Source organism: Paenibacillus sp. FSL H8-0104 (assembly GCF_038050215.1).
Lineage (GTDB): Bacteria > Bacillota > Bacilli > Paenibacillales > Paenibacillaceae > Paenibacillus > Paenibacillus amylolyticus.
On record NZ_JBBOTC010000001.1, the window covers coordinates 5,602,328 to 5,627,302 of the forward strand.

The following is a 24,975-nucleotide window of genomic DNA, read 5'->3' on the forward strand; positions in this document are numbered from 1 at the left end:
CCTCTGGTGGCACAGCTACCGTTTCGCAGTGAAATATAAAAATGGAAAGGGTGAAACTTATAAATTCTTATATTTTGGAATAGCGGTCAAGCCGCTCCTTTTACTTTAGGGTCCAGCCGATCGCGAATATCGTCTCCAATCAGATTAACCGCCAGTACAAACAACGTGATCGCCAGACCCGGGAACGTACATATCCACCAGGCAACCGTCAGATAACCTCTACCTTGCGAGAGCAATGCGCCCCAATCCGGAATTTCCTTCAACACCCCAAGTCCCAGAAAACTGAGTCCGGAGCCCGTCAGGATTGATGTCCCTACGCCCAGCGTAGCCATGACCAGCAAGGGGGACAACGAATGTGGCAGTACATGTTTCCAAAAAATACGGGTATTGGAACCGCCCAGTGAACGTGTTGCTGTAATGAAAGGGAGACCTTTGACTGATATGACCTGCCCACGCATCACCCGTGCGTAGCCCGGAATGGAGGAAACCGCAACAGCCAGTGCAATGTTCATCAGTCCTGGCCCAAGAGCAGCTGCAACAGACAATGCAAGGAGCACGCCGGGTACAGCCATCAGAATATCGACAGCCCGCATCGTGACAGTATCAACAATTCCTCCGGCATAACCGGAGATAATACCAAGCGCACTACCGACAATACCGCCCACTAGAACGGAAGCAAATCCAATGAGCAGCGAATCCCTGCTTCCATGCACAACCACACTGAAGATATCCCTGCCAAAATAGTCCGTCCCGAACAGATGCGTAGCAGAAGGAGCCTGCAGTATGGCATCCGTCATCATCTGAGTTGGATCATAGGGCGCAATCCAGCCCGGTACAATCGCACATGCCACGGTAAACACCACCACCAGCAATGCTGCATAAAAGAATAATCGGGATACCGCGAATGAGACGCGATAACGCCAAGGGCGGCGATTCCACAGATGGATACGTCCTACACTGCCGGCCCATGCTTTTTTGTCACCAGCCAAAGGTTTCATGCTCATGAGCAACAACTCCTCCTTTCATACTCCGTGTCAGGACACTTCTGACTGTTCTATCCGATATCATGTTCGGACTGCACGCCGAACCCGGGGATCAATGTACGAATACGAGATATCCACCAGCAGGTTCAAGACCACATAGATAATGGATGTAAAGAAAACAACGCCTTGCACCACTGGCAGATCCTTGGCCATTAGCGCATCCGCAATAATTCGGCCGATCCCCTGTCTGGAGAAGACGGTCTCCACCACAACGGTTCCCGCAAGCAGATCACCGATCAGCATGCCGATTACCGTTACAGCAGGAATAAGCGCATTACGCAGTGCATGGCTATACATGATTGCACGCTCCGAAAGTCCTTTGGCCCGTAATGCCACGATAAACGGTTCATTGATGACTTCCAGCATGCTGTTCCGCACCATCCGTACGATAAACCCTGCACCCACGAGACCCAGCGTAGCTGCCGGAAGAACCAGTGAGCTGAATCCGTCGGAACCCATCGCCGGGAACCAGCCAAGCTGTACTGAAAATAACAGGATGAGCAGAATCCCCGTCCAGAAGGTTGGCATCGAGATGCCAAACAGTCCAACGAGCCGGGCGACAAAATCAATCACGCCATTGCGATGAATTGCAGACAATACACCAAGTGTAATCCCAATCGTGATGGCAATGATTGAGCTGAGTGCGGTCAAAGCCAGTGTGGCTGGAAAATGTTCCAGTATTTTTGGCAGAACTGGATCGGAATTGATCATTGATTTACCGAAATCCCCACGCAGCATATCACCGAAATAGTTCGCAAACTGGATGTAAAACGGTTGATCCAGTCCAAGCTGAACCCGCAGATTCTCGATCATCTCCGGGGTAGCCGAGGATGGGTCCAGCATGAGCAGAACCGGATCACCCGGCAGAAGATACATGATGCAGTACACCAGCACCGAAGCTCCGAAAATAACCAGAAGCGATGTTGCAAGTCGTGACAGTATCGTTTGAACCATACCGGGATATCTCCTTCCTCAATCTGGATTGGCCGTTCCTATAGTGCGTGTTCAAAAAGACCAGTTTTCAGTACCGAGAAGATGGAATGAAGCTAGAAATGGAGTAGCGGAGCGTAGGAAACTACGTGAGCAACTGAAATGTTTCCGAAGGAAACATCCTTCGTAAGCCCCCCGCTTATTTCGGCTGAATTTCATATTCGATGCTGATCATGCCATTAGGCATGACTCGTAATCAAAAGTGGACTTTTTGAACAACCTCTGTTAGGGCTGAATGCGGACGTCGTTAAAGAGTGGATAACCCAATGAATCAAACTTGATGCCTTCGACCTTTTTGGATGCAGCGACGGTATACGGGAATACATAGATCGGCAGAATTACCGCTTGCTCAATCAGGTATTGCTGGATTTGATTGTAGATCTGAACACGTTTATCAGGATCCGTCTCGACCGCTCCCTGCTCTAACAGTTCATCGATCTTTGGATCAGACAAACCGGACAATGTCGGGCGCTCGCCCTCTGCACTCGTATGGTAGAAAGCGTACAAGGCATTTGGGTCAGAATTGACCTGACTGTTTCCATAGAGATCATAATCCCAGTTCTGATAGATGACTGTTGCGATATCTTTTGTAATCTCGACTTCAACAGCAATGCCAACCTGTTTCAACTGTTGCTGGATAATGGCGGCAATGTCATTGCGTTTCTCCCGATTGGGCGAACCATCGACATAACGCAGGGTCAGTTTCTGGCCGTCTTTTGCACGAATACCGTCAGCGCCTTTCACCCAGCCTTGTTCATCGAGCAGCTGATTGGCTTTGTTGATGTCCGGGTTAATGCTACCTTCCAGCGATGCATCATAACCCAGGATTCCAGGAGACAGTGCAGACCATGCTCGTTCGTAGTTGCCCAGATACAATGTTTTGACAATCGAATCTACATCTACGGCGGATTGTACTGCCTGCCTTACTTTCACATCGTCCCAAGGCGCTTTGCGCAGATTGAAAAAGAGTGTGTACGGCAACCCAACTGTGTTGGCCTGTAACAATTGCTGGTTCGGATCGTTTTTCAAAGCAGCAATATTTTGCGGGGGAACCGTCTCGGCAGCGAGTACCTGACTACTCTGAACACTTCCGATACGCGTCGCTTCTTCCGGTACAATCTTGAATGTGATCGTATCCACATGTGGTGCAGCTTTATTTTCAACCGTCTCAGGTCCCCAGTTGTAATCCTTGTTTTTGGCAACGACGATATCCGCATTTTCATCCCATTTCACAAAGGTATACGGACCTGTGCCCACCGGATTTTTACCTAGCTGGTCACCATATTTTTGAGCAGCTGTTGGGGATACGATCCCCAGAAGTGCCTGGCTCAAGTTACCGAGAAAGGCTTGCGATGGTGATTCCAGATTTACCTTGATGGTATATTCATCAATGACTTCGGAGGAGCTATACGGTCTAATCAGGGCCAGAGAATTGGCAGCTTTGGTGGCCGGGTCGATCACCCGGTCCAGATTGTATTTCACGGCTTCCGCATTAAACGGTGTACCATCATGGAACTTCACGCCTTCACGCAGCTTGAATGTATAACTCTTGCCGTCTTTGGATACGCTCCATTCCGTGGCAAGCCAAGGTTTGATGGAACCATCAGGCAGCTGCACGACCAGATTGTCGTAGATCGTCCGGATGGCGCGTACCGTTACAGCAAGCCCACTACGATGAGGGTCAAGCGTATCCGGTGAAGTGGCGAGTGCAAAAGTCAGGTTGCCTCCTTCGGCTTGCCCGGCCTGCCCCCCGCCTGATGCCTGTGCCGTACTGTTCGTGCTGCCTCCCGTCGCTCCGCAACCGGATAATACAATCACCAATACTGCTGCCAATGCCATATATTTCATCCATGAGATAGACCTGTTCATATCGCTTCCCCCTCTGTGTATACAGGTGTCATTAAATTGATGTTTATACCAATACTCTTTATATCCTATGAGTTAAGTCGGTTTTAAGATAGTACGAAACCTAGTAATTACTTTATTACCGTTTGGAGAACACAACAGACTAAATCAGATGCTCGTTCGCTCCCTATCCGTTATGCCAAATCAGATACAACTTGCTTCTTCGCAGCCGTATAACGGTTAACCGGAATCTGTACCCCAAGGTTACCTCGCAATGTATCGTGTTCATAGTCCGTACGATACAGACCGCGTTCTTGCAGAATCGGAACAACCAGTTCCACAAAATCAGACAATCCACTTGGCAGCTCCGAAGCAATAATGAAACCATCCGCTACTTCCGTCTCGAACCATTCCTGAATCTTGTCAGCAACCTGCTCCGGTGTGCCCAGGAATTTGCTACGCGGTGTTGCTGCCCGCAGAGCCACTTCACGCAAGGTCAATCCCTGCTCTTTGGCATCCTTCTTGATCTTGTCGGTTCCACTGCGGAAACTATTGCTTCCAATGCCATTCAGCTCCGGGAACGGTTCATCCAGCGGATATTGGGAGAAATCATGGTGTTCGAAGAAACGTCCCAGATAATCCAGCGCTTTATCAATGGTAACCAGACTTGCGATCTCCTGATATTTCTGTTCAGCTTCCTCTTCCGTCCGTCCAACAATAGGATTGATGCCTGGCAGAATAACAATATCCTGTGAAGAACGTCCATAGGAAGCCGCCCGTGTTTTCACATCCTTATAAAATGCCTGTGCATCTTCAATCGTATCGTGTCCGGTAAAGACAGCATCCGCTTCTTGCGCCGCCAGCGTTTTGCCATCTTCCGATGAACCTGCCTGGAAAATCACCGGCTGTCCTTGCCGTGAACGGGCAATATTGAGCGGACCTTGTACGGAGAAAAACTCTCCTTCATGATTAAGCGTGTGCAGCTTGGATGGATCAAAGAAGACACCGCTCTCTTTGTCTCTCACAAAGGCATCATCTTCCCAAGAGTCCCACAACCCTTTGGTTACCTGTAAATATTCCGCGGCAATGCGATAACGTTCCGGATGCGAAGGGTGACTGCTCTTGCTATAGTTCTTCGCTGTACCTTCCAGCGGAGAAGTCACGACGTTCCAGCCTGCACGGCCATCACTGATCTGATCGAGGGAACCGAACTGTCTGGCTACGGTGAACGGATCACTATAGGATGTCGAGAGGGTGCCTACCAGTCCAATATGTGAAGTAACGGCAGCCAAAGCGGAGAGGATACTGATTGGTTCGAAGCGATTGAGGAAATGCGGAATCGATTTCTCGGTAATATACAGACCGTCTGCGATAAAGACCAGATCGAACTTGCCTTCCTCCGCTTTCAGTGCCTGACGTTTGTAGAATCCAAAGTTAACGCTGGCATCCGACAGAACCTCCGGGTGTCTCCATGTGGTGTTGCTTCCTCCAACCCCATGAATAATGGCTCCAAATTTCAAACTGCGTTTCGCTGTCATATGCACTCCGCCTTCCTTGGATTAGAATCTTCAAAAGAATGATCAAGGGCCAACTGAACTGATTACGTATGCGAAATAACTTAAAAGTTAACTATTCCTATGAGTTTGGTTTGTTTTAATTTCACAAATCTTATCACTGCCCCGTTAAAGGGTCAACAGCGTGACTAATAGATTTTTTCTATATGAACATTGAAGATGTAAATAAGACCATTTACATCCCAAGAGAGCTATAACTTATTGAACGTTCCGGCTGCTGTACAAATGCGATCTTGCATCATGCAGCAACCGGAACGGCTTGCTCCAAAGGTATATATCAACTCCCGTTAGACTGCTGCCGCTTCGTCCGCTCGTGCCAGAAGTTCAGCCAGCTTCTCCAGATCAGGTTCCAGCAAGGCTTCAAACTTGCCGTCCCCTCCCACTTCAATAACGGGTACATGCCGAATGCCATATTTTGCTTCAAGCACATCACGCAGCACGTCATTGCCCTGCACTTCAATGTTCTCAAAAGGCTGGTTTCGCTCTGTCAGAAATGCTTTCACTTCCCCGCAGAAATGACAGCCTGTTTTGCTCCACAGCACGACTTTTTTGGTTGATGATGACATCGACATACCTCCTGATTAGTTTTAAGATCAAGGTCTGGGTGATTAACTATGAACGACCTAGACCCTCAATTCCCATCTGTTAAATAAGAATTATGGCTCTAAATGTACTCCTGTGCCCTTCCTGCGTCAATGGATCTGCTAATAGAATAAACCTATAACCAAATAGAAAGATTAAATTATAAATTTGAAAGATGGCTTATTTTACAGGAATGAATCGCACTGCTTCAGTAGTCTAGCTACCAACTCATATGTAATATTCGGATGCGGAATGAATCAGAGCGATTACACAGGGTACCGCTACATTTTCCATTCCGCATCATGCTGCTGATTCGCATAAACAGATCGCCTGACATTACAGATCGGGGTTCAAGAGCTGAGGTGGGGCGATAATGGGCCAGCCTTCTTCCATCGAATTAAGTTGGTCCGCAGACACGCTGATAATATGCCCAGAATGTACACCCCAACGTTCTGCCGCATAGACCGATACAAATCGTCTCCGCTTGTCTCCGCTGATCTGATATCGAATCTCGGGTGCATCCACTGCAGCAACAATACTTCCTTCTGCCCAGCCATTGTGAGAACCATGAACCGCTGTCGTATGCACCTGTTGTGATTCCCTCGGCCATCCTTGCACGTCCCCCGCTGATATCAGTGCTTCTCCGGCAGGAATGGCGAGCAGGTCCGGTTTGGCAACCTGAACAGGAGATATTCCACGCGGTACAGGGATGTTCAACTTACGCCGCCGGCCGCCAGTTAAAGTATAGACATCTCCTTTGGCATCGGACAGGAACGAACCTTCCGGGTAGAAGTCATAACTGTGTCTGAACTGTAATGCTGGATCTTGGCTGCCCTGCGTTGAGATTCGCTGACGCGGATCCATTGGGTTTGTGTCACCCTCCTCTTGTTGACCGGATGGGGTACCAGAGGTTTGTTGTCTAGCCAAGCGGGAGGTTTCGGCAACCAGCGCATGGGGATCTCCCCACTTTTGGCTATAAAACTGCTCGTTATCCTTATTCACTACAGCAAAGTCTTGCTCACCCAAGGCTTTCATACTGACACTTCCGAAGTGGTGGATAAAAGCATCCCCGGCTACCGCAAGCTGGTATCCTGCCAGCTTCACCCGAATGATCCAGTCATCATCTTCGAAATTGCCCACCGCGTACCCTTCGTCCAGATAACCTACCCGTTCCAGCAGCTCCCGTGAGAACAGCCAGCAGAATCCGACCAGGCGATCGGTTATTCGATGTTTGTCTGCATCCGGACGATTATGTGTAGCGGCAAAAGGCCACATCTCTTCTACCTCACGGTACGGAACCTGAATCTGCTGATCCCCGCCAATATAGTTGGTCACCGGACCCACTACACCAATCTTCGGATCACTGGCAAGACAAGTCATCATGTTATCCAGCCAGCCTGGAGTAACGAGCGTATCGTTGTTCAACACGATGATATGTCGTCCTCTCGCCATCATCAGCCCATGATTGACACCTCCGGCAAACCCCCGGTTCTTATCCAGGGATGCCACCCTCACCATGCCGCCTTTGCGGAGCATGGCCTCGGCAGTTCCATCCTTGGAGGCATTATCCACAACAATGATTTCGAAAGGGGCAGGGGTATGTTTCTCGATACTGGACACACATTGCAGCACATACTCCCGCTGATTGTACGTGGGGATAATGATGCTAACTCCTTCAAAAACAAGACCAAACGAGCTCTGTCCCTGGCGGACACCTTCGTTGTATCCTCTGGTATACCCCTGTTTGTAGAGCCTGGCGCCTTTGGGTGTGCGCCTGCTTTTGCCTTTACGTCTGGATTTCCGTATTGAGCGACGACCTGCTGCATGCAGGACTGCCATGTCAGATCGCGAGACATCGTGCTGTGTGACACGGCGGGCCGCTTTTTTTTCGTTGCTTATGCTGCCATTCCTGTTGTTTTCACTGCGGCTGTTGTCACTGTGAGTGCTGATATTTGGAGTGATGTTGTGATGACTGTGCCCCTTTCGACGGACGACGTTTCGAGCCTTTACCTTGTTGCTACGGCTATGACGTTCTTCCCCGCGCTGTTGATCGGGTGTGCTCATGTTGCTCCCTCCATTTCCACTTGTCCGTGAGGCTAACACACACATGACCAGCCCTCGGACGGTCCACTAGAGTTGAAGTTCTCCTGTTACCAGTTTGTCAGCCAAATGTCCAAAATCCAGAGCAACCTTGCCGAGCTCACCTGCAATTCGCCGACACAGAATGACCGCCGGAATTCCCGCCGCCACCAACGCGATATCAAAAGCATGTTCTGCGGTTTGCTGCATCACCCTCGGAATATCCATGACTCCTGCCACAGAACCAATGATGCCTGTGACATGAATCCCTCTGCTATGCAGCAGTGCCGCAAGCTCTGGTGCCTGGCTGCCTATGAGCAGAACCCGCCGTCCTTGCAGCAAGGGCAACACCAGACCGGACTGATGCAGACTGTAATTGATCGTGGAACTGGTCAATTTCAGCCGGGACCAGTCAATCCCGAAGTGGCGCAATACCGGGAATAACAGCCCCTGGAATGTCGGCGCCCGCGAGATCGGCACGCCAACCCAGTCGACGGCCTGTATGGCTTCCGCAAGCATCGCGCGGATGTCGGGGGTTGAGCATGGCACCCCTGCATAGGGCAGAAACGGTGCCAGCTCCTGCACTTCCTGACCTGGCAGCACCGTATCGGCTGCCAGCGTGAGCAGTTCGCCATCTCCGAGGCGAACGACAGACAAGGGGCGCTGCGCATCCAGCGCCGCCGTGATGTGTCCAGCCATCTCATGAGGGCTGGACAGCCGGGCCAGGCTGGGCGCATATTGGCGGAATCCCGCCGCGATCAGATCTGCCGCCGCCACGGCAGGCAGAATGTGATCCGGCGGGATGTGCTGCGCCACCAGCGCCTCCCCGCCGGCGAATACGCCGTCGCGGTAGCCCTCGGCGTAGCCGCCGGGCACGGCCTCCGCCTGCACTGTGTGCTCCGCGGGCGGAGGCGGCAAGCCCTTCGCGCTGCCCGCCTTCGCGCCGGCAGCGCCTCCCCGCCCTGCGGGGGCGGCACCCTTCGGGTGTGTCGCCTGGCGCGGGGCGGGGCCAGCACCGCTGGCAGGCATCGCCTGTGGCGTGCTGGCTTGCGGTGCTGGCATGGGCGCACGGCGCATCTCCGTGCGCTGCTTGGCGCGGGCAGCGGCACGCCGGCCCCGCGCTGATGCAGGCCTGCGCCCAGCAGTGGCCTGGCGCAGGCCGGCTTTGCCTTTGCCGGTGCGGCTGGCTCTTGCCGCTCTGCTCGCGCCCGCAGAGCCAGCTTTGCCTGCTCTGCCAACAACACTGCCTGTGCTGCTGGCTTTCCTTGCAGCAGCCTTATGCGCTGCGCCTGCAGATGTACCCGCTTTGGTCAGGGTACTACGTTTCCCTGACTTCACACCTCTGACTCCAGCAGACCCTGTACCTGCTGCTGCCGGAGTGCCACTGCCCATAAATACGGCCGGGTGGATGCCCCGGGGTTTACCCGACACGGAGGCCTTAGCGGCCCCGGTGCGTGTCACTACTCTCACGCCATTCCCTCCTTTGGCATGCACGAGGATTGTCGCTGCGCAAAGCGCCGGAGCATCCTTCCAGCTCCGGCGCAGAGTGTTCTGCTCCCATGGGGCACCGCACAGCGGCAGCATCAGTCGCATATATTTTAGGGTAATTGTCCTTTCATACGGACAGCTGCTTCCTGGAGCGATTCAAATGTACCTGCATCACTCCAGTATTTCTGCAAAATGTCGTATTCCAGTCCGCCAGCAGACGCGTAGTGATTATTCACATCCGTAATTTCAAGTTCTCCACGCGCAGACGGCGCAATGTTGCGAATCAGGTTAAATACATGATCGTCATACATGTATATGCCCGTCACACAATAAGAGGTTTTCGGCTGGCTTGGCTTCTCCTCAATGTACGAGATTCGCTCTGGATGCTTTGGATCAAAAACAGGCACCCCGTAACGTCGTGCATCATCCACCTCTTTGAGCAGAACTCGTGCTGTGCCAGCAGGCTGCTGCATGTAACGATCCACATAAGGCTTCAGATCATCGCTGAAGAGATTATCACCGAGAAGCACAACGAATTTTTCGCCAGGAAGGATAAATGTGGTCGCCAGATCCAACGCTTCCGCAATCCCGCCTGCCTTTTCCTGAATGCGATAAGTCAACTTGACCCCATGATCCGCTCCCCCACCAAGATACTCTGTATATAACCCGGCGGAATGTTTGTTGATCACAATCAATAGTTCATCAATGCCTGCCTGACGGAGCCTGTCGATGCCATACATAATCATCGGATGTTTACCGACTGGAAGCAGATGTTTGTTAATGAGCCGGGTCAGCGGATACAGTCTAGTTCCTGTTCCGCCGGCAAGAATTACACCTTTCATTCCACGTTCCCTCCTTCATCGGATATGTCCATATATTCAAGCGGATCGACATGCCATTTGTTCATAAAAATCGAACGATTACGCTCAAGCAGCTGTTTCCACGCTACCGGATCTGTCTTCTGGAAGCTGGCACTTCCCTGATGATGCACGAGAACATCTCCACATACCAGCAGGCGATATCCCTGCAATCTTGCTCTATAACAATAATCGTCATCCTCATAGTGTCCCGGAGAATATGCCTCGTCAAGCAGCCCAACTGATTCCACGACATCTCGTTTCATCAGCATGCACAGACCGACGATCCGGCGTACTTCCCTCCACCTTGAAGAATCCGCAACATTATTGGAATTGGCCAACTCCTGAAAATGTTCCATGTCCCGAAACTGCAGTTTAATCTGCTGGATGCCGCTTGCATAATTCGTAACAGGACCCGTGATCCCAATACTTGCGTCACTGTACAGAGCCGTTCGCAGGTTCTCCAGCCAACGGGGCGTGACCGTAACATCATTGTTCAACAGCAACAACTCATCCCCGCAAGCTGCACGAAGTCCAGCGTTACACGCTGCCGGAAACCCCCGATTGTCCGGGAACCTTACAAATCGAATTCGCTCCAGCGCACAATATTCAGCCGTTCCATCCGTCGAACCGTTATCTACCACGATAATTTCATATGACGCAGGATCGCCCGAGTATTGACGTATGGCATCGATGCAGGGCCTGATCAGATCCAGCCCATTGTAAGTTGGGATAATCATACTCGTCAGTGTCATTAGGCGTTCCTCCTGTAAGCGACTTCTACACGGGAGAGTGTATGTGCCTGGGTTGGATTCCAACCTGTACCCAGCAATGTAGCCAGTGCCTCCAGATGATCTCCGATGATCAATTTGGCGACATCATTCCCACTTCCCGTGTTACCAGGACGCAACCGATTGGAACGAATAACATCCACCTGACTTGGTGCCGAGACGTTCATTCCATGCTGAATAGCTAGACTTTGTGCCTTAGGTGGAACGGCCAGTGATGCTGGCTTCACGGTCTGAATCATACGACGAGACAATGCATGAGGCACGGCTGTCATGGAATTGGAACCCAGATCTGCCCTGCCTAATGTCCGGTTCAGATATGCTTTGATCCGGCTTACCTCATCCTGGCCTGCAAACGCAGGCAGCAAAGACGTCAGATTATTCAACGCCACATCCTGTCCCCAATCAACCGCGAACAGAAAGGGTGCAAGCTGTTCAGCCGAGACGACCATATCTCCATCCACAAAAAGTACCGTCTCCGCATCCGTCATCTTGGCTCCAAGTGCCCGGCCCACATCATGTCCTGCCCGATCCGGTTCATAGATTACTGTAAGTCCCGGCTGCCTTAGTACCTGCTTCAAACTGTCATCTGTCGTTCCATTCAGTACCACAATAATATCCGTCAGAGGCAACCGCTTTAGTTGCAATAACACCTGCCCCAGTGTGTGTTCCTCATTACAGGCACAGACAACAGCAGCAGCCGAATGACGAAGAGGTAGTGGCACAATCTGGAATGAATGCCCCGAGGCCTGAGCATAACCCTGCATAAATGCCTTACCTGCCTTCAGAGCTAGCTCGAAGTTGCTTAGCTCCGCAACGTTCACCGCGTGTGCATTCCATACGAGACGTGCATGTTCTTCTGATAGTGTGTTGTTCGCCTTTGCCTCCCTTCCTGCAACTTGCCCCGCTTTCCACATCAAGTGTAGATCTACTTGGCCAGACTTTGCTCGGCTTCTTCTTTTTTTTTGAATATCTACATGTTTCTTGTTCCTATGACGCTTGTTCATTACTGTTCTTCCTGCTGTCATTTGTCTACTTGTTGTCCGCCTGCGGCGGACAACCCCTGAACGTCCCTTCATTTCCTCACCTCCAGCATGTTGCATCATCCGATGCGACATGCTTACCTCGCCAGGTTGCGAACACGTTGCAGATCGGTATAACCTCCGCGGGGACCGAGCGTATCCGTAATCCACTTAATCGCTGCCATATGATCATTCAGTACCACTTGACTGAGCGGATCAGGTCCTCTTCGCTTCTTGATTCGTACTGCATTCATTCTACCCACAGGTACGTGATGAACAGCGCGTACCCGAAGTCCGCCGATCACTGCCTTCGCTTGTGCGAGTGGCGGAACTTCCAGTGAGGATATCCCCATGACCTCAAGCCCTTTTCGGCTTATTGCATGTGGAATTGCTGTCATGGATGCCCCCCGGAGATCGGATCTTGCGAGTATGCTGTTCAACATGTGTTTGGCCTCCACTACCGGATGAACGGGATGATGAGTGACCGGCCCATGGTAGTCGTTAAGCGCCACATCCGTTCCCTTCAGCACAGCCTTCACGTAAGGTGCAAGGTGCTCTGCGGGAATTGCGATATCTGCATCAGTAAATAACAATACCTGACCGCGCGCCTCCGCTGCGCCTACTTTTCGTCCTCCATCATGCCCCAGTGCTTCGGCATACGTGAGCACTCGTGCTCCAGCCCGTTTGGCTGCGTTAGCCGTACCGTCTGTAGAACCATTCACAATGACAAGCACTTCAGCATCACGGCATATCCGCAGCGCTTCACGGACAACTGCACCAATCCTTTTCTCCTCATTCATAGCAGGGATAATGACCGAGAGCATCGGTCGCTGAGACCCCCCCCTGTGTGAAGGAGCATCACTCATGCCATTTTCCGCTCCATTCTCTACTCCATCCTTAGCCTGTGACATCAGCTGTTTGGATGGAATAACGAACGTATAGGCCTTTGTACCCTTTTTGTGTCCAGACTTCCATCTTCGTTTCTTCAGCACTGTTTTTCTTCGTGTCACATTGGTTCGGGTTGCATAACGTGCTGTGGTACGGGTTTTGCGCAACAGTTTCACCTCCCGCATTCGATCATCGGCATGCCAAGGGAGTACACGTTATTCTATGTATTCGTGGAGCAGTGGAAACGGCGTTTGTCCTTGCACTAAGCAGGTTCTCCCTGTGAACACGAGGGTACAGGCCTTGCTTTTAGACAAAATACGTCAAAATATTTGAAAAACGCTACCTCTCCCCTACTTCAGACACAAATTTAACAAAAATCTAAAATTGTATCTTTTCCAAAGTTTTACATTGTGATAATATACGTTCCAAGCAGTTTTATTTACAAAAATAACCTTGTGGTGAACATAAGTTCCCATATATTTTTTAAATCAATTTATTGACCTTAGGTTGATTAGATTATGACCTCATTCACAGATCTTGTTAAGCAGATACATTCTACTCTTGAGAGGAGTGATGCCGTTCAGAACATACTGCCTTTGTCATTTACGCAAACCCGGATTGAACACCCCAGTTTTCCGTGAACGTATCTTCTACCTGCGCAATTGGACAACCCCCGGCTTTCTGAAAGAGGAACACAATAGACGATTCAACCTTCGGGTTGAACTGAATAAACGGTTATCCTTTTTGTTTGGTGTCGTGCTTAACACTTCCCGAGCTAAGGCCAAGCCAATTTTGTTCCAATCGTTTCTTGTCTCATTCCACGCTTCAGGTCTAGCCCCACGCTCCGCGCTGCCCAAGTTGCAGACGGAATTCCAACCGAGACTGGCATGAACATTTTCCAACCAAAAATAAGTTTAAGAATGGGAGAGTTTACTATGAAATTTGCCAAAGTTATGCCAACAATTCTTGGAGGAGCTCTTTTGCTCGCTTCCGTGTCCTCTGCTACTGCAGCTCCAGTGTCTGATCAATCCATTCCACTTCAGGCCCCTTATGCCTCTGAGGAGGATATTCCATTGAACAGTGGAACAGATGACACTATCTTTAATTATCTTGGACAGCAGGAACAATTTCTGAATTCCGATGTGAAATCCCAGCTCAAAATTGTCAAAAGAAACACAGATACATCTGGCGTAAGACACTTCCGCCTGAAACAGTATATTAAAGGTATCCCGGTTTATGGTGCAGAACAGACGGTTCACCTGGACAAAACCGGAGCCGTGAGCTCCGCACTTGGCGATCTTCCACCGATTGAAGAGCAGGCCATTCCAAATGATGGTGTAGCCGAGATCAGCGGAGAAGACGCGATCCAGATTGCAACCGAAGAAGCAACCTCCCGGATTGGAGAGCTTGGTGCCGCGGAAATCACACCTCAAGCTGAATTGAACATCTATCATCATGAAGAAGATGGTCAGACATATCTGGTTTACATTACGGAAGTAAACGTACTGGAACCTGCCCCTCTACGGACCAAATATTTCATTAACGCAGTGGATGGCAGTATCGTATCCCAGTTTGACCTCATTAACTTCGCTACTGGAACAGGTACAGGTGTACTCGGTGATACCAAAACCCTGACAACCACCCAATCCGGCAGCACCTTCCAACTGAAAGACACCACTCGTGGCAATGGCATCCAAACGTATACGGCAAACAATGGCTCCTCACTGCCTGGTAGCTTGCTTACAGATTCGGATAATGTATGGACCGATCGTGCAGGTGTAGATGCTCATGCTCATGCCGCTGCTACGTATGATTTCTACAAAAACAAATTCAACCGTAACGGTATTAATGGTAACGGATTGTTGATCAGATCAACCGTGCACTACGGCTCCAATTACAATAACGCCTTCTGGAACGGGGCACAGATTGTCTTTGGTGACGGAGATGGAACGATGTTCCGATCCCTGTCTGGTGATCTGGATGTTGTGGGTCATGAATTGACGCATGGTGTTATTGAATATACAGCCAATCTGGAATATCGCAATGAACCAGGTGCACTCAATGAAGCCTTTGCCGATATTTTCGGTAATACGATCCAAAGCAAAAACTGGCTGCTTGGTGATGATATCTACACACCTAACACTCCAGGAGATGCGCTGCGCTCCCTCTCCAACCCTACGTTGTATGGTCAACCTGACAAATACAGCGATCGCTACACAGGCTCACAGGACAACGGCGGTGTCCATATCAACAGTGGTATCATCAATAAAGCCTATTTCCTTGCTGCTCAAGGCGGAACACATAATGGTGTGAGTGTTACCGGAATCGGCCGGGATAAAGCGATCCAGATTTTCTACAGCACACTGGTGAACTACCTGACACCAACGTCCAAATTTGCCGCTGCCAAAACAGCTACCATTCAAGCAGCCAAAGATCTGTACGGAGCAACTTCCGCTGAAGCTACTGCTATTACCAAAGCGTATCAAGCTGTAGGCCTGTAAAATCTTATTTTATTGTAGTTGAACTTATAATGTACTCATCCTAATGGTAACAAAACGTTCAGACACCCCTCACCGTCCGAACGGATTAAGCTTATATCAATCAAAAGCGGTGTCCCGGACAACTCTGGACACCGCTTTTGTCATTTGTTTATTACGGATACAATCCTGCACTATCCTTGCGAAGGTCCCGCAGCAATCCATGACAACAATCCGTACGTATGCTTGCAATCTGCTGTACGTGACACTTCAAGTACCGCTTCATCCTCACTCTGCGAGAGCAAGGAAATCTGGAATCCCCGATCATTACTCATGCCCACAATCACATAATGTTCTGAAGCAAATGATTCTTCAAAAACAACAGTTACCTCTGTGCATACTTCACTCTCTGGCAGTACAAAAGCTTCCATTCCGAATTGTTGTACAACCGGTTGTTTGCTTACGCTACGAACGGGCTGGAAGGCCAGATGTTTGGCTTGAACTGCCCCCGATTGCAACTGGTTGCTGCCCACGGCATCATCACACAGATGCTCCTGTTTAATCGATTGTTCACTTAACATAAACTCCGTAGTTCCAGCGATCTCCTGTGACTGTTCAAGCTGTGGTTGCTGAGCCTGTTCTGCCGGCTCTGTCGTGAACAAAGCTGCCGGTAGTTCGCCAAGCTGATCTGTTTCGGATATCAGCTCTTGTTGTTGCTCCAGACCAGCACTCGGTATTGCCTCGACGATTACCTGCTGTGATTGCTGTACACCTTCATTTTCTGGTTGAAGCAATCCCTCTTGTCTTTTGATAGCTGCCAGTTGCTCCAGCGTTTCTCCACTGAACTGACGGATCGCATTCCATATCTCTTCGCTCAGATGCGCTGGACCTACAATCCCCGCATTCAAATGATTAGAGGTAATACTCTGCTCACTCAGCTTGCTGCCGTTCACGCTGCCATCGGCCAATTTGGCACTGGTGACGGACCCATTTTGCAGATGAACCCCGCTTACTGCTTCCTCTTCCAGATGAGTTGTGCGAATACTGCGTTCTTGAATATGATCAGCATGAATGGTTCCATCCTGGATATGACGTGTTTGCACACTCTTGTCGGCTATGTGGATAGCAGATACCGCACCTTCAAGCAATTTATTACCGTTCACACTGCCGTCAGCCATTTTGGCACTTGTTATGGAACCATTGTGCAGATGAATCGAACTTACCGATTCCGCTTTGAGGTGGGAGATTCCAATGCTTCGCTCTTGAATATGGTCAGCATGTATGGCTTTCTCTTGGATATGACGCGATTGCACACTTCCATTGGCAATATGGACATCCGACACCGCATCTTCAAGCAGTTTGTTGCTGCTCACACTGCCATCCGCCAGTTTGGCACTCGTTACAGATTCATTTTGCAGATGAACCGCACTTATTGCTTCCTCTTCCAGATGGAACGTACCAATGCTGTGCTCCTGAATATGATCAGCAAGGATCGCTCCTGCCTGGATATGGCGAGTTTGCACACTTTCCGACGCGATATGGCTCCCCAATACAGTATCTTCGAGCAATTTGCTGCCACTAATGCTACTGTCAGCCAATTTGACACTTGTTACGGACCCATTTTGCAGATGAACCGCACTTACGGCTTCCTCTTCCAGATGGGCTGTGCCTATGCTTCGCTCCTGAATATGACCAGCATGAATAGCTCCTGCCTGAATATGCCCGGATTGCACACTTTCCGATGCGATATGAACCCCGGATACCGTACCTTCGAGTAACTTGCTGCCAGTTATACTGCCATCCGCCAGTTTGGCACTCGTTACAGATCCATTTTGCAAATGAATGGCACTTACAGACTCCTCTTCCAAATGTGCTGTGCCGATGCTCCGCTCTTGAATATGATCAGCATGAATGGCTCCTGCCTGAATCTTACTGGATTGCACACTATCGTCTGCAATGTGGATATCTGATACTGCACCTTCAAGCAACTTGCTGCCGGTTACACTGCCGTCGGCCAACTTGGTACTTGTTACAGATCCATTTTGCAGATGAATGGCACTTACTGCTTCCTGTTCCAAGTGAAGCATGCCAATGCTGTGCTCCTGAATATGGTCAGCAAAGATTGCTCCTTCCTGAATATGGCGGGATTGCACACTTTCCGATGCGATATGGATTCCCGACACCGCATCTTCGATCAACTTGCTGCCCGTTACACTGCCGTCGGCCAGTTTGGTACTGATGACAGACCCATTTTGCAGGTGAATCGCACTTACTGCTTCCTCCTCCAGATGGGTTGTGCCGATGCTCCGCTCCTGAATATGGTCAGCATGAATGGCCCCTGCCTGAATATGCCCGGTTTGCACACTTTCGGACGCAATATGAACCCCCGATACGGTTCCTTCAAGCAATTTGCTGCCGTTGATACTGCCATCCGCCAGTTTGGCACTTGTTACAGATCCATTTTGCAAATGAACTGCACTTACAGACTGCTCATCCAGATGAACTGAGCCAATACTGCACTCTTGAATATGATCAGCAAGGATTGCTCCTTCTTGGATATGATGGGTTTGCACACTTTCATTGGCAAGGTGAGTAGCCGATACGGTTCCTGCAGCTAATTTGCTGCCATCCACACTACCCGTTGCTAGTTTGGAGCGTGTTACAGATTCATCCTGCAAAATAATCGTACTTACCGCTTCTTCTTCCAGATGAGATGTTCCGATGCTGCGTTCATGGATATGATGAGGAAGAATTTCACCATCTTGAATATGACGGGAATGCACAGCTCCTTGCTGCAGGTGAACAGCACTTGTCGACTCTGCCTGAAGATGCAAACCACTGATCAAACCTGGCTGAAGGTGGGCCGCTGTAATGGATAAAGGTGCCAGATGGTCTGTTTCGACAGATCCGGGTGCCAAGTGATGCGATGTTACCACCTGTTCAGCAATATGCTCCTCATGAATGATGTCTGGCTTCAGATGCTGTGAGCTCACTACTTGAGTCCCCAAATGGTCAGATTTCACGCTGCCTTCAGCCAGATGGACGGATTGTACAACGGATGGCTGCAAGTGCTCGCTACCTACAGCATCCTGTTGCAGTTCTGTCCCGGATACCGAGTCTGCTGTCAAATGGTCCGCACTTATGGAGCCATGTTGAAGTTTGTTGCCGGTAATACTGCCATCAGCAAATAATTCCGGCGAGCGTATTTCTTCCGACAAATGTTCCAGTGAAACGGCATGCTGCTTCAGGTGATATCCGCGAATGGTTCCTGCTGGAATATGTTTGGCGTTAATACTCTCTGCCATAATCTTGGAAGAAGTCACGCTGCCGTCTGCCAGTTTAGCTGACGTGACAGCAAAATCCGCCAGTTTATCTGTGGCAACACTTTCTGGTGAGAGCTTGGGGGAGGTAACCGCATGATCTGTTAGATGAGGCGGAAAAATGGACCCGCCAGCCAGCTGGGCTGAAGTTACACTATCAATAGCCAATTTGTCTGTGGTGACCGCGGCCCGTGCAATCGCATCCGTTTCAACACTACCCGGCTGAAGATGAGGTACACCTACGGCATGTTCTGTCAGATGTTCCGATTTCACTGCATAAGGTCTCAGGGCCTCGGAACCCACGCTGCCTGGAGCCAGATGTATCCCTGTGACTCCACCACTCGCAAGATGCGAGGATATAACACTTCCCGGGGCAAGCGCTCTGCTACTCACCGATGCCGTTCCAAGCTTTTCTGTTGTCACACTTCCATCCGCAAGTTTAACGTCTGTAACGGCACCATCCTGCAATTCATACGTACCCACGGCCGACTCTGCAAGATGCCGCTCACACACCACGTCGTCTGCAAGAGCGTCTCCGGACACACTTCCGGCAGATAGATGAGCTGCCTCGATGCTTCCACTTGCAATGTGAATAGAGTGAATTGCGGAATTGTCCACATGTACCGGCGTAATTCCCCGATTTGCAATGTGTTCCGCACGAATGGACCCTTTGGCAAGATGTTTACCCTGTACGGCTTCATCCGCAATTTTGGAAGAAATTACGCTCTGATCAGAGATCTTGGATGCCGTAATGGACTGTTCCAGCAATTTTGCTGTTCCAACAGACTGGTCTGCCAGTTTGCTACTGGTTACTGCACCTTCTGTCAAATGCTCACTGCCCACTTCTCCATTACCAATCTGCTCCTTGCCAACGGAATGAGCTCGAATCTGACTTGATCCGATTGAACCGTCCAGCAGATGTCTTCCAGTTAGTGAACCCTCAGCTAAATGTCTTGTTTGTATGGATCCATCCTCTATCTGGTCACTTCCAATACTGCCATTTAATAGTTGTGAACGACCGACAGACCCTTCTGCCAGATGTGTCTGTTTAACAGCACCTGCCTGAATATGGTGAGACTCGATGGAGTGTTCTTCGATTTTGCTGCCTGTGACAGCAGCTTCCCGAATTTTGGATGTAGTCACTGCATCGTCAGCCAGTTTGGAGGTATTCACAGCTCCTCCCGTGAGATGCCTTGTATCCACCCCGCTAATCGCGATCTTGTCTCCAGTTACGGCATGATTCTTGATTAATTCTTCCGTTACCAGCATGCGGCTGAGATGTCTTGTGCTGATGGAGCCGTCGGCAATTTTGGCCGAATCGATGGCCTGGTTGCCAAGCTTCTGAGAAGTAATACTGCCATCTCTGATTTTCTCGCCTGCAATAGAAGCATTTCGTATTTTGTGACCAGACACAGAACCGTCAATCAGGTGCTCCTCAGATACAGACGCTTCCGCAAGTTTCGCTGAAACAATGGCCCCGTCTGCAATGTGTATGCTGGTCACCGCATAATCCTGCAATGCTTCACTGCCGACCGCATCCGGTTTCAGCTTGGAGGCATCTACAGAGAAAGGAGCCAATTTGCTCTCCGTAACAGCAAATTCACTCAAGTCGTCCGTGTAGATGTAATGTCCGGTATGACCCGGCATCTGGTTCTGGTTCAGGATCTGCAGCCGGTCCTTGTTTGTTGTTTCTTGCTTGATGATACCCACCTCTTCTTCCAGAACAAGCGGAGCCACACTGCTAACCTGAATCTGCTTATCCGAGCTATCTTCTGTCTCGATTTCCTTGCTATCAGACTCTACGGGTTCCAGCTTGATTTCGGCTTCGATCTCCCACTCTTCCAGCTCATTTGTTGAAGAAGGTAGCTCCATTGAGTCGAATAGGAATTCTTCCGACTCCTGAACAGCTCTCGAATCCCTTTTATTCGTATTCAAGCGTTCTTCCCTATTCACAGTGAAACCTGAGTTCATCTTGTCTGCCCGGCGATCAGTCAGTTCCAATTCCTTGTATTTCGGGCTCACATGCCGCAGTTTCGGCGTTGGAACCTTCTTTTTGCCATTTTTACTCATGCAGCTTGCTCCTTCCTCTAACGTTCGTCTCCGGCATCATATGCTTCCATATGGGCATCTGCCACTTCATTTATGACTTTTGCGGATTCCAGAGCACGAATGTACAGGCGTCAAGACAGGAAGGTTCGATGATCTTCGTGGAAATAGGCGTGTCAGGGCTGCAGAGGAAAGGCGGCTGTCCACGCCCCCGTCCCAGTCATGTCATAGGATATTATATCTAGGTCGTGTCTGAAAACTCGCTGAAGTGCATCTTTCACCGTCTTTTCGCCCCCTGCTGTGTCACTTTCCCTAGACGTGCCCCGGCACGCCTGCGGAAAACTTCCTTGCTTGGAACGAAAATTCGGCAAAACCTGCTTCCTTCAGAGTTTTAGACACGCCCTGAGCAAGCACTAGTGCTTGGCGATGCATCTTACACACCGGTCTGCGTTATCGCGATGTCTGAGCCATGCGGTGACAGGCCGGCATTCCATGAATGGACGATCCATGGTCGCGATAACATCGAAGGAGGAACGGTCATGCTCCAAGAAACGATCGGCATTATGTTCGATTCACGCATGTACCGGGGGATACCGGCCGGAAGGACCGGTCAGGAATCACTCGCGAATTATGAACAGGCAGCGGCCAGTTATGGATTAACTCCCTGCTTTTTGCGGCTGGAAGATATCGATTCGGATCAAAAAACATGTCTTGCCTATGTAAAAAAAGAAGGCAGATATGTTCGCGAGCGCATGCCACTGCCCTCCGTCATTCATAACCGATCACTCCAGCTTCGCCGGACGGAACAGCATCAGATTACCAAGCTGATGTTGCAGGGTATTCAGGTATTCAACGTTCGCAACCGGTACCGTAAAGATCACATTCATGACATGCTTCAGCAGGACCCCGCCTTGAGAGAACACCTGCCCCATGCAGTTAAAGCTACGCCGGAATCTCTGGCCTATATGATGGAACAACATGATGACCTCGTCATCAAACCATGTAGCGGTAGCATCGGTCATGGAATTATGCGAGTCTTTGAGCGAGATGGACAGTGGAAACTAACCTGTGAGACGAAGGCTGCACGCAAAGGGTGGGCTACCTTCCGATTGAGCAAAGGACAGCTCCCTTCCGCCACCCTAAGGCGGATCTTTCGCCATGCTTACCTCATTGAAGAGCGTATCCCACTGGTACGTTATGAGGGCAGGCCGGTAGATTTGCGGGTATCTGTACAACGTGGCGGCGATGGTCTTTGGGGAATAACAGGCATGTTTGCCAAAGCGGCTCCTGCCCATACGTTTGTCAGCAATATCGCCCAGGGCGGTAAAGTCATGAAGCTCGCAGAGGCCCTTGGATTAGGGGAATCTGGCTTCGACCTGGCTCGATTGGAATACAGAATCGGACTCGTTGCACTTCGAATTGCCCAGAACCTGGCGGCCAGTCTGCCACATCTGGCTGATCTGGGTCTTGATCTCGGGATAACGCGCAGCGGCCAGATCTATTTTATTGAATGCAATGGACGGGATCAGCGTTACGGTTTTCGCAAGGCGGGAATGTCGGAACACTGGAAGGCAACGTACAGCAAACCGATGGCTTATGGGCGTCTGCTGCTGGAACAGAATTCGAGAATTCCGAGACAACCGCAGACATACGATAGGAGACTATATTGATTTCGTGTGCATTCTGTGTCAATATTATGCAGAACGGCCGGTCTTGCCGGCCTTGAAGTTCGCATTAACCCTAAGGGGGATATTCATGGCAAAAACGCTGTTGCGATTAATGACCGAGCTTTCTTCGCGCAAATGGATCTCCCGGACTGTGGGAGCCTTCTCCAAAAGCCGGGGAAGTAAGGCATTTATCCCTTATTTTGTCCGGACCTACGACATCCCTGTTCAGGAGGCCGAGAAAGACTGGAAGGAATACCGTTCACTGAACGATTTCTTTACCCGCAAATTAAAGCCGGGCATGCGCCCGTTGGAACTTTCAGAGCATGCACTGATCAGCCCGGTAGATGCCAAGATTACGGCAGCCGGTCCAATATCTGCAGGGACACTCCTGAATGTTAAGGGACAAAATTATACACTTGCTGAATTATTAAACCATTCTCCCCATCTGGAGAAGTACAAGCACGGGTACGGGTTCGTCCTCTATCTCAGCCCTCGCGACTATCACCGCATTCATGCACCTGTCAGCGGCCGCAAAATAGAGAGCGAACACATCAAGGGCAAAGTTTATCCCGTGAATGACTTTGGCCTGACCCATATGAGATCCGTGCTTAGTCGAAACGAACGACTCATTACGTATATCGCACATGATTATGGTGAAGTGGCGGTTGTCAAAGTAGGTGCGATGAACGTGAGTAGCATACAATATGCTGATACGGACACAAGTACCTGGGCACAAGGCGATGATCTGGCCTATTTTGAATTCGGTTCCACCGTTGTTCTGCTGACGCAGAGTGGCACATTCGAACCAAACCCGGGCTTACAGCCAGGCGATTCTGTCAAAATGGGCGCACTGCTTGGTCGTTTGAAACCGAAGAACTAATGAGTCCATACGCAAATAAAGAGGATGGCGCAGCACCTGTAACCAGGTATTGCGCCATCCTCTTTATGAATTCATATTCATCCATATATACATGCAATACGAAGCTTCGCTCCGTCGTTATTGGTCTGCTGAGTTCTCCTCAAAACCACACATCTTGCAAGTCCTCTGCCGGTTTGAAGCGACGCAGACGGTTCCGGAAAATATTGCATCCCTTCGTAGAGCATCCCCGGTTGCGGACCCGACGTTTTCCGTTCATCACAAGTTCCCCCTTTTGGTCATCTGGAATGCTAGATAATTACCCTTGCATTCCAGACTTGAAACGGTTTCCTGTTTTTCTCATCAGAATTTTAACGAATCTCGGACGGGCTTTTGCCGGTATACTGCTTGAACTGACGACTGAAGAAGAAAATATCCCGGTAGCCCAGAGCATCCGCCACTTCGGTCACATTCATGCCGGTATGCACCAGCAGATGTTCCGCCCGTTCAATACGCATGCGGATAATATAAGATTGCACCGATGATCCCACCAGTTCCTTGAACTTGATCGAGAAGTATCGGGGCGATAAGCCAGCCCGCGCAGCCAGATCTTCCACCCGATGCGTAATCCCGGGATGCTGACGCACATAATTGGCGACCTCCTGGATCACATCGGACAACTGGTTGCTCACCTTTTTCTCCACAGGTTCTTCCGTATCGGCGCGCAGCAAATGAATCATCAATTGTTTCAGAATCAATCGGCTCTCTTCATCACGTCCGTACACATCTGATAAGAACAGTCTTACATAACGTGCCAGCAAGTGCTCAAACTCCACCGTTTCCTGTACCTCGCGATAGGACTGGGGAACGTCAGCAACAGGCACGTCCACATCAAAGTGAATATACGTAAGTACCAACGGTTTTTGCTTATTATGTGTTGCAGTAGGATGATCTCCTGGCCTGAACAAAAAACAACTACCCTTGCCAACTTCATACGACTGGTCATTCAGTACAAGCGTTCCTTCACCACTCCATACATAAAATAAATCATAGTTTTGCATCGGTTTTTCCCGTTTCTGCCACTTCCAGCCCGGTTCACAGACAATTTTGGCGACAGCGGGCAAAATAACAAATGATGACGGCGATGCCTGCAGCATGTCGCCACTCCCCCTTGATAGTTAATCTCTCTGCATATGGCATCATTCTGATCTGAATCTCACTTCTTCAATCCAGGCCATATGTATTTCAGTATCTATAGAAATTGAACTAAAGAACATTTACACTTGCCACTTCGATGACAGAACAACCTTCCGATCGCTGTTATCCCCAGATTTTTTGATTCACTTTTACAAAGGTGAAAATCTGACGATAAAGGCGAACGCTCCGCTTCTTCAGGTTATTTCTGCCCTCTACGTTTTCGTGTAAATAATTAGTTCAACTTGTATAGCATGAT

The 24,975-nt window shown here is 50.0% G+C and carries 17 protein-coding genes; 4 read left to right on the plus strand and 13 right to left on the minus strand.

From position 1 onward, the window contains the following. Positions 1-86 precede the first annotated feature (86 nt). From NST38_RS24720 to NST38_RS24770, 11 genes are all read right to left on the minus strand, one after another. Entirely contained in the window at positions 87-1,004 is a 918-nt protein-coding gene (locus tag NST38_RS24720) for an ABC transporter permease (RefSeq protein ID WP_143781287.1), read from the minus strand. Positions 1,005-1,064: 60 nt separating this feature from the next. After that, entirely contained in the window at positions 1,065-1,997 is a 933-nt protein-coding gene (locus NST38_RS24725; protein ID WP_076253262.1) for an ABC transporter permease, read from the minus strand. 261 nt (positions 1,998-2,258) lie between these two features. Then, on the minus strand, positions 2,259-3,902 hold the full coding sequence (locus NST38_RS24730) for an ABC transporter substrate-binding protein (RefSeq protein ID WP_076253261.1): 1,644 nt from the start codon (positions 3,900-3,902) through the stop codon (positions 2,259-2,261). Between the two features lie 170 nt (positions 3,903-4,072). After that, positions 4,073-5,416, minus strand: a complete 1,344-nt coding sequence (locus tag NST38_RS24735) for an LLM class flavin-dependent oxidoreductase (RefSeq protein WP_076253260.1) — start codon at positions 5,414-5,416, stop codon at positions 4,073-4,075. Between the two features lie 323 nt (positions 5,417-5,739). Next, positions 5,740-6,018, minus strand: a complete 279-nt coding sequence (locus tag NST38_RS24740) for a glutaredoxin family protein (protein ID WP_036605813.1) — start codon at positions 6,016-6,018, stop codon at positions 5,740-5,742. Between the two features lie 352 nt (positions 6,019-6,370). Next, complete coding sequence (locus NST38_RS24745; protein ID WP_179087929.1) at positions 6,371-8,098, minus strand: glycosyltransferase family 2 protein; 1,728 nt, start codon at positions 8,096-8,098, stop codon at positions 6,371-6,373. A 66-nt stretch (positions 8,099-8,164) separates the two neighbouring features. Beyond that, complete coding sequence (locus NST38_RS24750) at positions 8,165-9,706, minus strand: GT-D fold domain-containing protein (protein ID WP_341344094.1); 1,542 nt, start codon at positions 9,704-9,706, stop codon at positions 8,165-8,167. 5 nt (positions 9,707-9,711) lie between these two features. Beyond that, positions 9,712-10,443: a sugar phosphate nucleotidyltransferase gene (locus NST38_RS24755; RefSeq protein WP_074096322.1), complete on the minus strand. Its 732-nt coding sequence runs from the start codon at positions 10,441-10,443 to the stop codon at positions 9,712-9,714. Next, positions 10,440-11,213 (minus strand): glycosyltransferase family 2 protein, encoded by a 774-nt coding sequence (locus NST38_RS24760; protein WP_047841258.1) that lies wholly within the window; start codon positions 11,211-11,213, stop codon positions 10,440-10,442. The genes NST38_RS24755 and NST38_RS24760 overlap by 4 nt, the downstream gene beginning before the upstream one ends. Continuing rightward, a complete protein-coding gene (locus NST38_RS24765) occupies positions 11,213-12,325 on the minus strand; it encodes a glycosyltransferase family 2 protein (RefSeq protein WP_179087928.1) in 1,113 nt (370 codons plus the stop codon). Before NST38_RS24765 ends, NST38_RS24760 begins: the two co-directional genes overlap by 1 nt. A gap of 41 nt (positions 12,326-12,366) precedes the next feature. Beyond that, positions 12,367-13,323, minus strand: a complete 957-nt coding sequence (locus tag NST38_RS24770) for a glycosyltransferase (protein ID WP_083684788.1) — start codon at positions 13,321-13,323, stop codon at positions 12,367-12,369. 451 nt (positions 13,324-13,774) lie between these two features. On the opposite strand from NST38_RS24770, the gene NST38_RS24775 reads away from it, so the two are divergent. Together NST38_RS24775 and NST38_RS24780 are read left to right on the plus strand one after the other, a co-directional pair. Further along, entirely contained in the window at positions 13,775-14,047 is a 273-nt protein-coding gene (locus NST38_RS24775) for a hypothetical protein (protein ID WP_143781469.1), read from the plus strand. A 44-nt stretch (positions 14,048-14,091) separates the two neighbouring features. Further along, entirely contained in the window at positions 14,092-15,657 is a 1,566-nt protein-coding gene (locus NST38_RS24780) for a M4 family metallopeptidase (protein ID WP_076253259.1), read from the plus strand. Positions 15,658-15,827: 170 nt separating this feature from the next. On the opposite strand, the gene NST38_RS24785 is transcribed toward NST38_RS24780, so the two are convergent. After that, positions 15,828-21,023 carry a WIAG-tail domain gene (locus NST38_RS24785; RefSeq protein WP_076253258.1) on the minus strand — a complete coding sequence of 1,732 codons (5,196 nt, stop codon included), beginning with the start codon at positions 21,021-21,023 and terminating at the stop codon, positions 15,828-15,830. A gap of 515 nt (positions 21,024-21,538) precedes the next feature. On the opposite strand from NST38_RS24785, the gene NST38_RS24790 reads away from it, so the two are divergent. Continuing rightward, on the plus strand, positions 21,539-22,669 hold the full coding sequence (locus NST38_RS24790; protein ID WP_076211131.1) for a YheC/YheD family endospore coat-associated protein: 1,131 nt from the start codon (positions 21,539-21,541) through the stop codon (positions 22,667-22,669). An 85-nt stretch (positions 22,670-22,754) separates the two neighbouring features. After that, positions 22,755-23,546 (plus strand): archaetidylserine decarboxylase, encoded by a 792-nt coding sequence (gene asd, locus NST38_RS24795; RefSeq protein WP_047841263.1) that lies wholly within the window; start codon positions 22,755-22,757, stop codon positions 23,544-23,546. Positions 23,547-23,893: 347 nt separating this feature from the next. Here the strand turns inward: asd and NST38_RS24800 are convergent, their stop codons facing one another. Beyond that, on the minus strand, positions 23,894-24,679 hold the full coding sequence (locus NST38_RS24800; protein ID WP_036605807.1) for an AraC family transcriptional regulator: 786 nt from the start codon (positions 24,677-24,679) through the stop codon (positions 23,894-23,896). Between the last annotated feature and the right edge of the window lie 296 nt (positions 24,680-24,975).

Coding starts and splice junctions, on each gene's coding strand:
- NST38_RS24740 (WP_036605813.1), bottom strand. CDS start 6,018: ATGTCATCATCAACCAAAAAAGTCGTGCTGTGGAGCAAAACAGGCTGT.
- NST38_RS24785 (WP_076253258.1), bottom strand. CDS start 21,023: ATGAGTAAAAATGGCAAAAAGAAGGTTCCAACGCCGAAACTGCGGCAT.
- asd (WP_047841263.1), top strand. CDS start 22,755: ATGGCAAAAACGCTGTTGCGATTAATGACCGAGCTTTCTTCGCGCAAA.
- NST38_RS24755 (WP_074096322.1), bottom strand. CDS start 10,443: ATGAAAGGTGTAATTCTTGCCGGCGGAACAGGAACTAGACTGTATCCG.
- NST38_RS24780 (WP_076253259.1), top strand. CDS start 14,092: ATGAAATTTGCCAAAGTTATGCCAACAATTCTTGGAGGAGCTCTTTTG.
- NST38_RS24720 (WP_143781287.1), bottom strand. CDS start 1,004: ATGAGCATGAAACCTTTGGCTGGTGACAAAAAAGCATGGGCCGGCAGT.
- NST38_RS24725 (WP_076253262.1), bottom strand. CDS start 1,997: ATGGTTCAAACGATACTGTCACGACTTGCAACATCGCTTCTGGTTATT.
- NST38_RS24745 (WP_179087929.1), bottom strand. CDS start 8,098: ATGAGCACACCCGATCAACAGCGCGGGGAAGAACGTCATAGCCGTAGC.
- NST38_RS24800 (WP_036605807.1), bottom strand. CDS start 24,679: ATGCTGCAGGCATCGCCGTCATCATTTGTTATTTTGCCCGCTGTCGCC.
- NST38_RS24765 (WP_179087928.1), bottom strand. CDS start 12,325: ATGAAGGGACGTTCAGGGGTTGTCCGCCGCAGGCGGACAACAAGTAGA.
- NST38_RS24730 (WP_076253261.1), bottom strand. CDS start 3,902: ATGAACAGGTCTATCTCATGGATGAAATATATGGCATTGGCAGCAGTA.
- NST38_RS24735 (WP_076253260.1), bottom strand. CDS start 5,416: ATGACAGCGAAACGCAGTTTGAAATTTGGAGCCATTATTCATGGGGTT.
- NST38_RS24750 (WP_341344094.1), bottom strand. CDS start 9,706: ATGCGACTGATGCTGCCGCTGTGCGGTGCCCCATGGGAGCAGAACACT.
- NST38_RS24790 (WP_076211131.1), top strand. CDS start 21,539: ATGCTCCAAGAAACGATCGGCATTATGTTCGATTCACGCATGTACCGG.
- NST38_RS24760 (WP_047841258.1), bottom strand. CDS start 11,213: ATGACACTGACGAGTATGATTATCCCAACTTACAATGGGCTGGATCTG.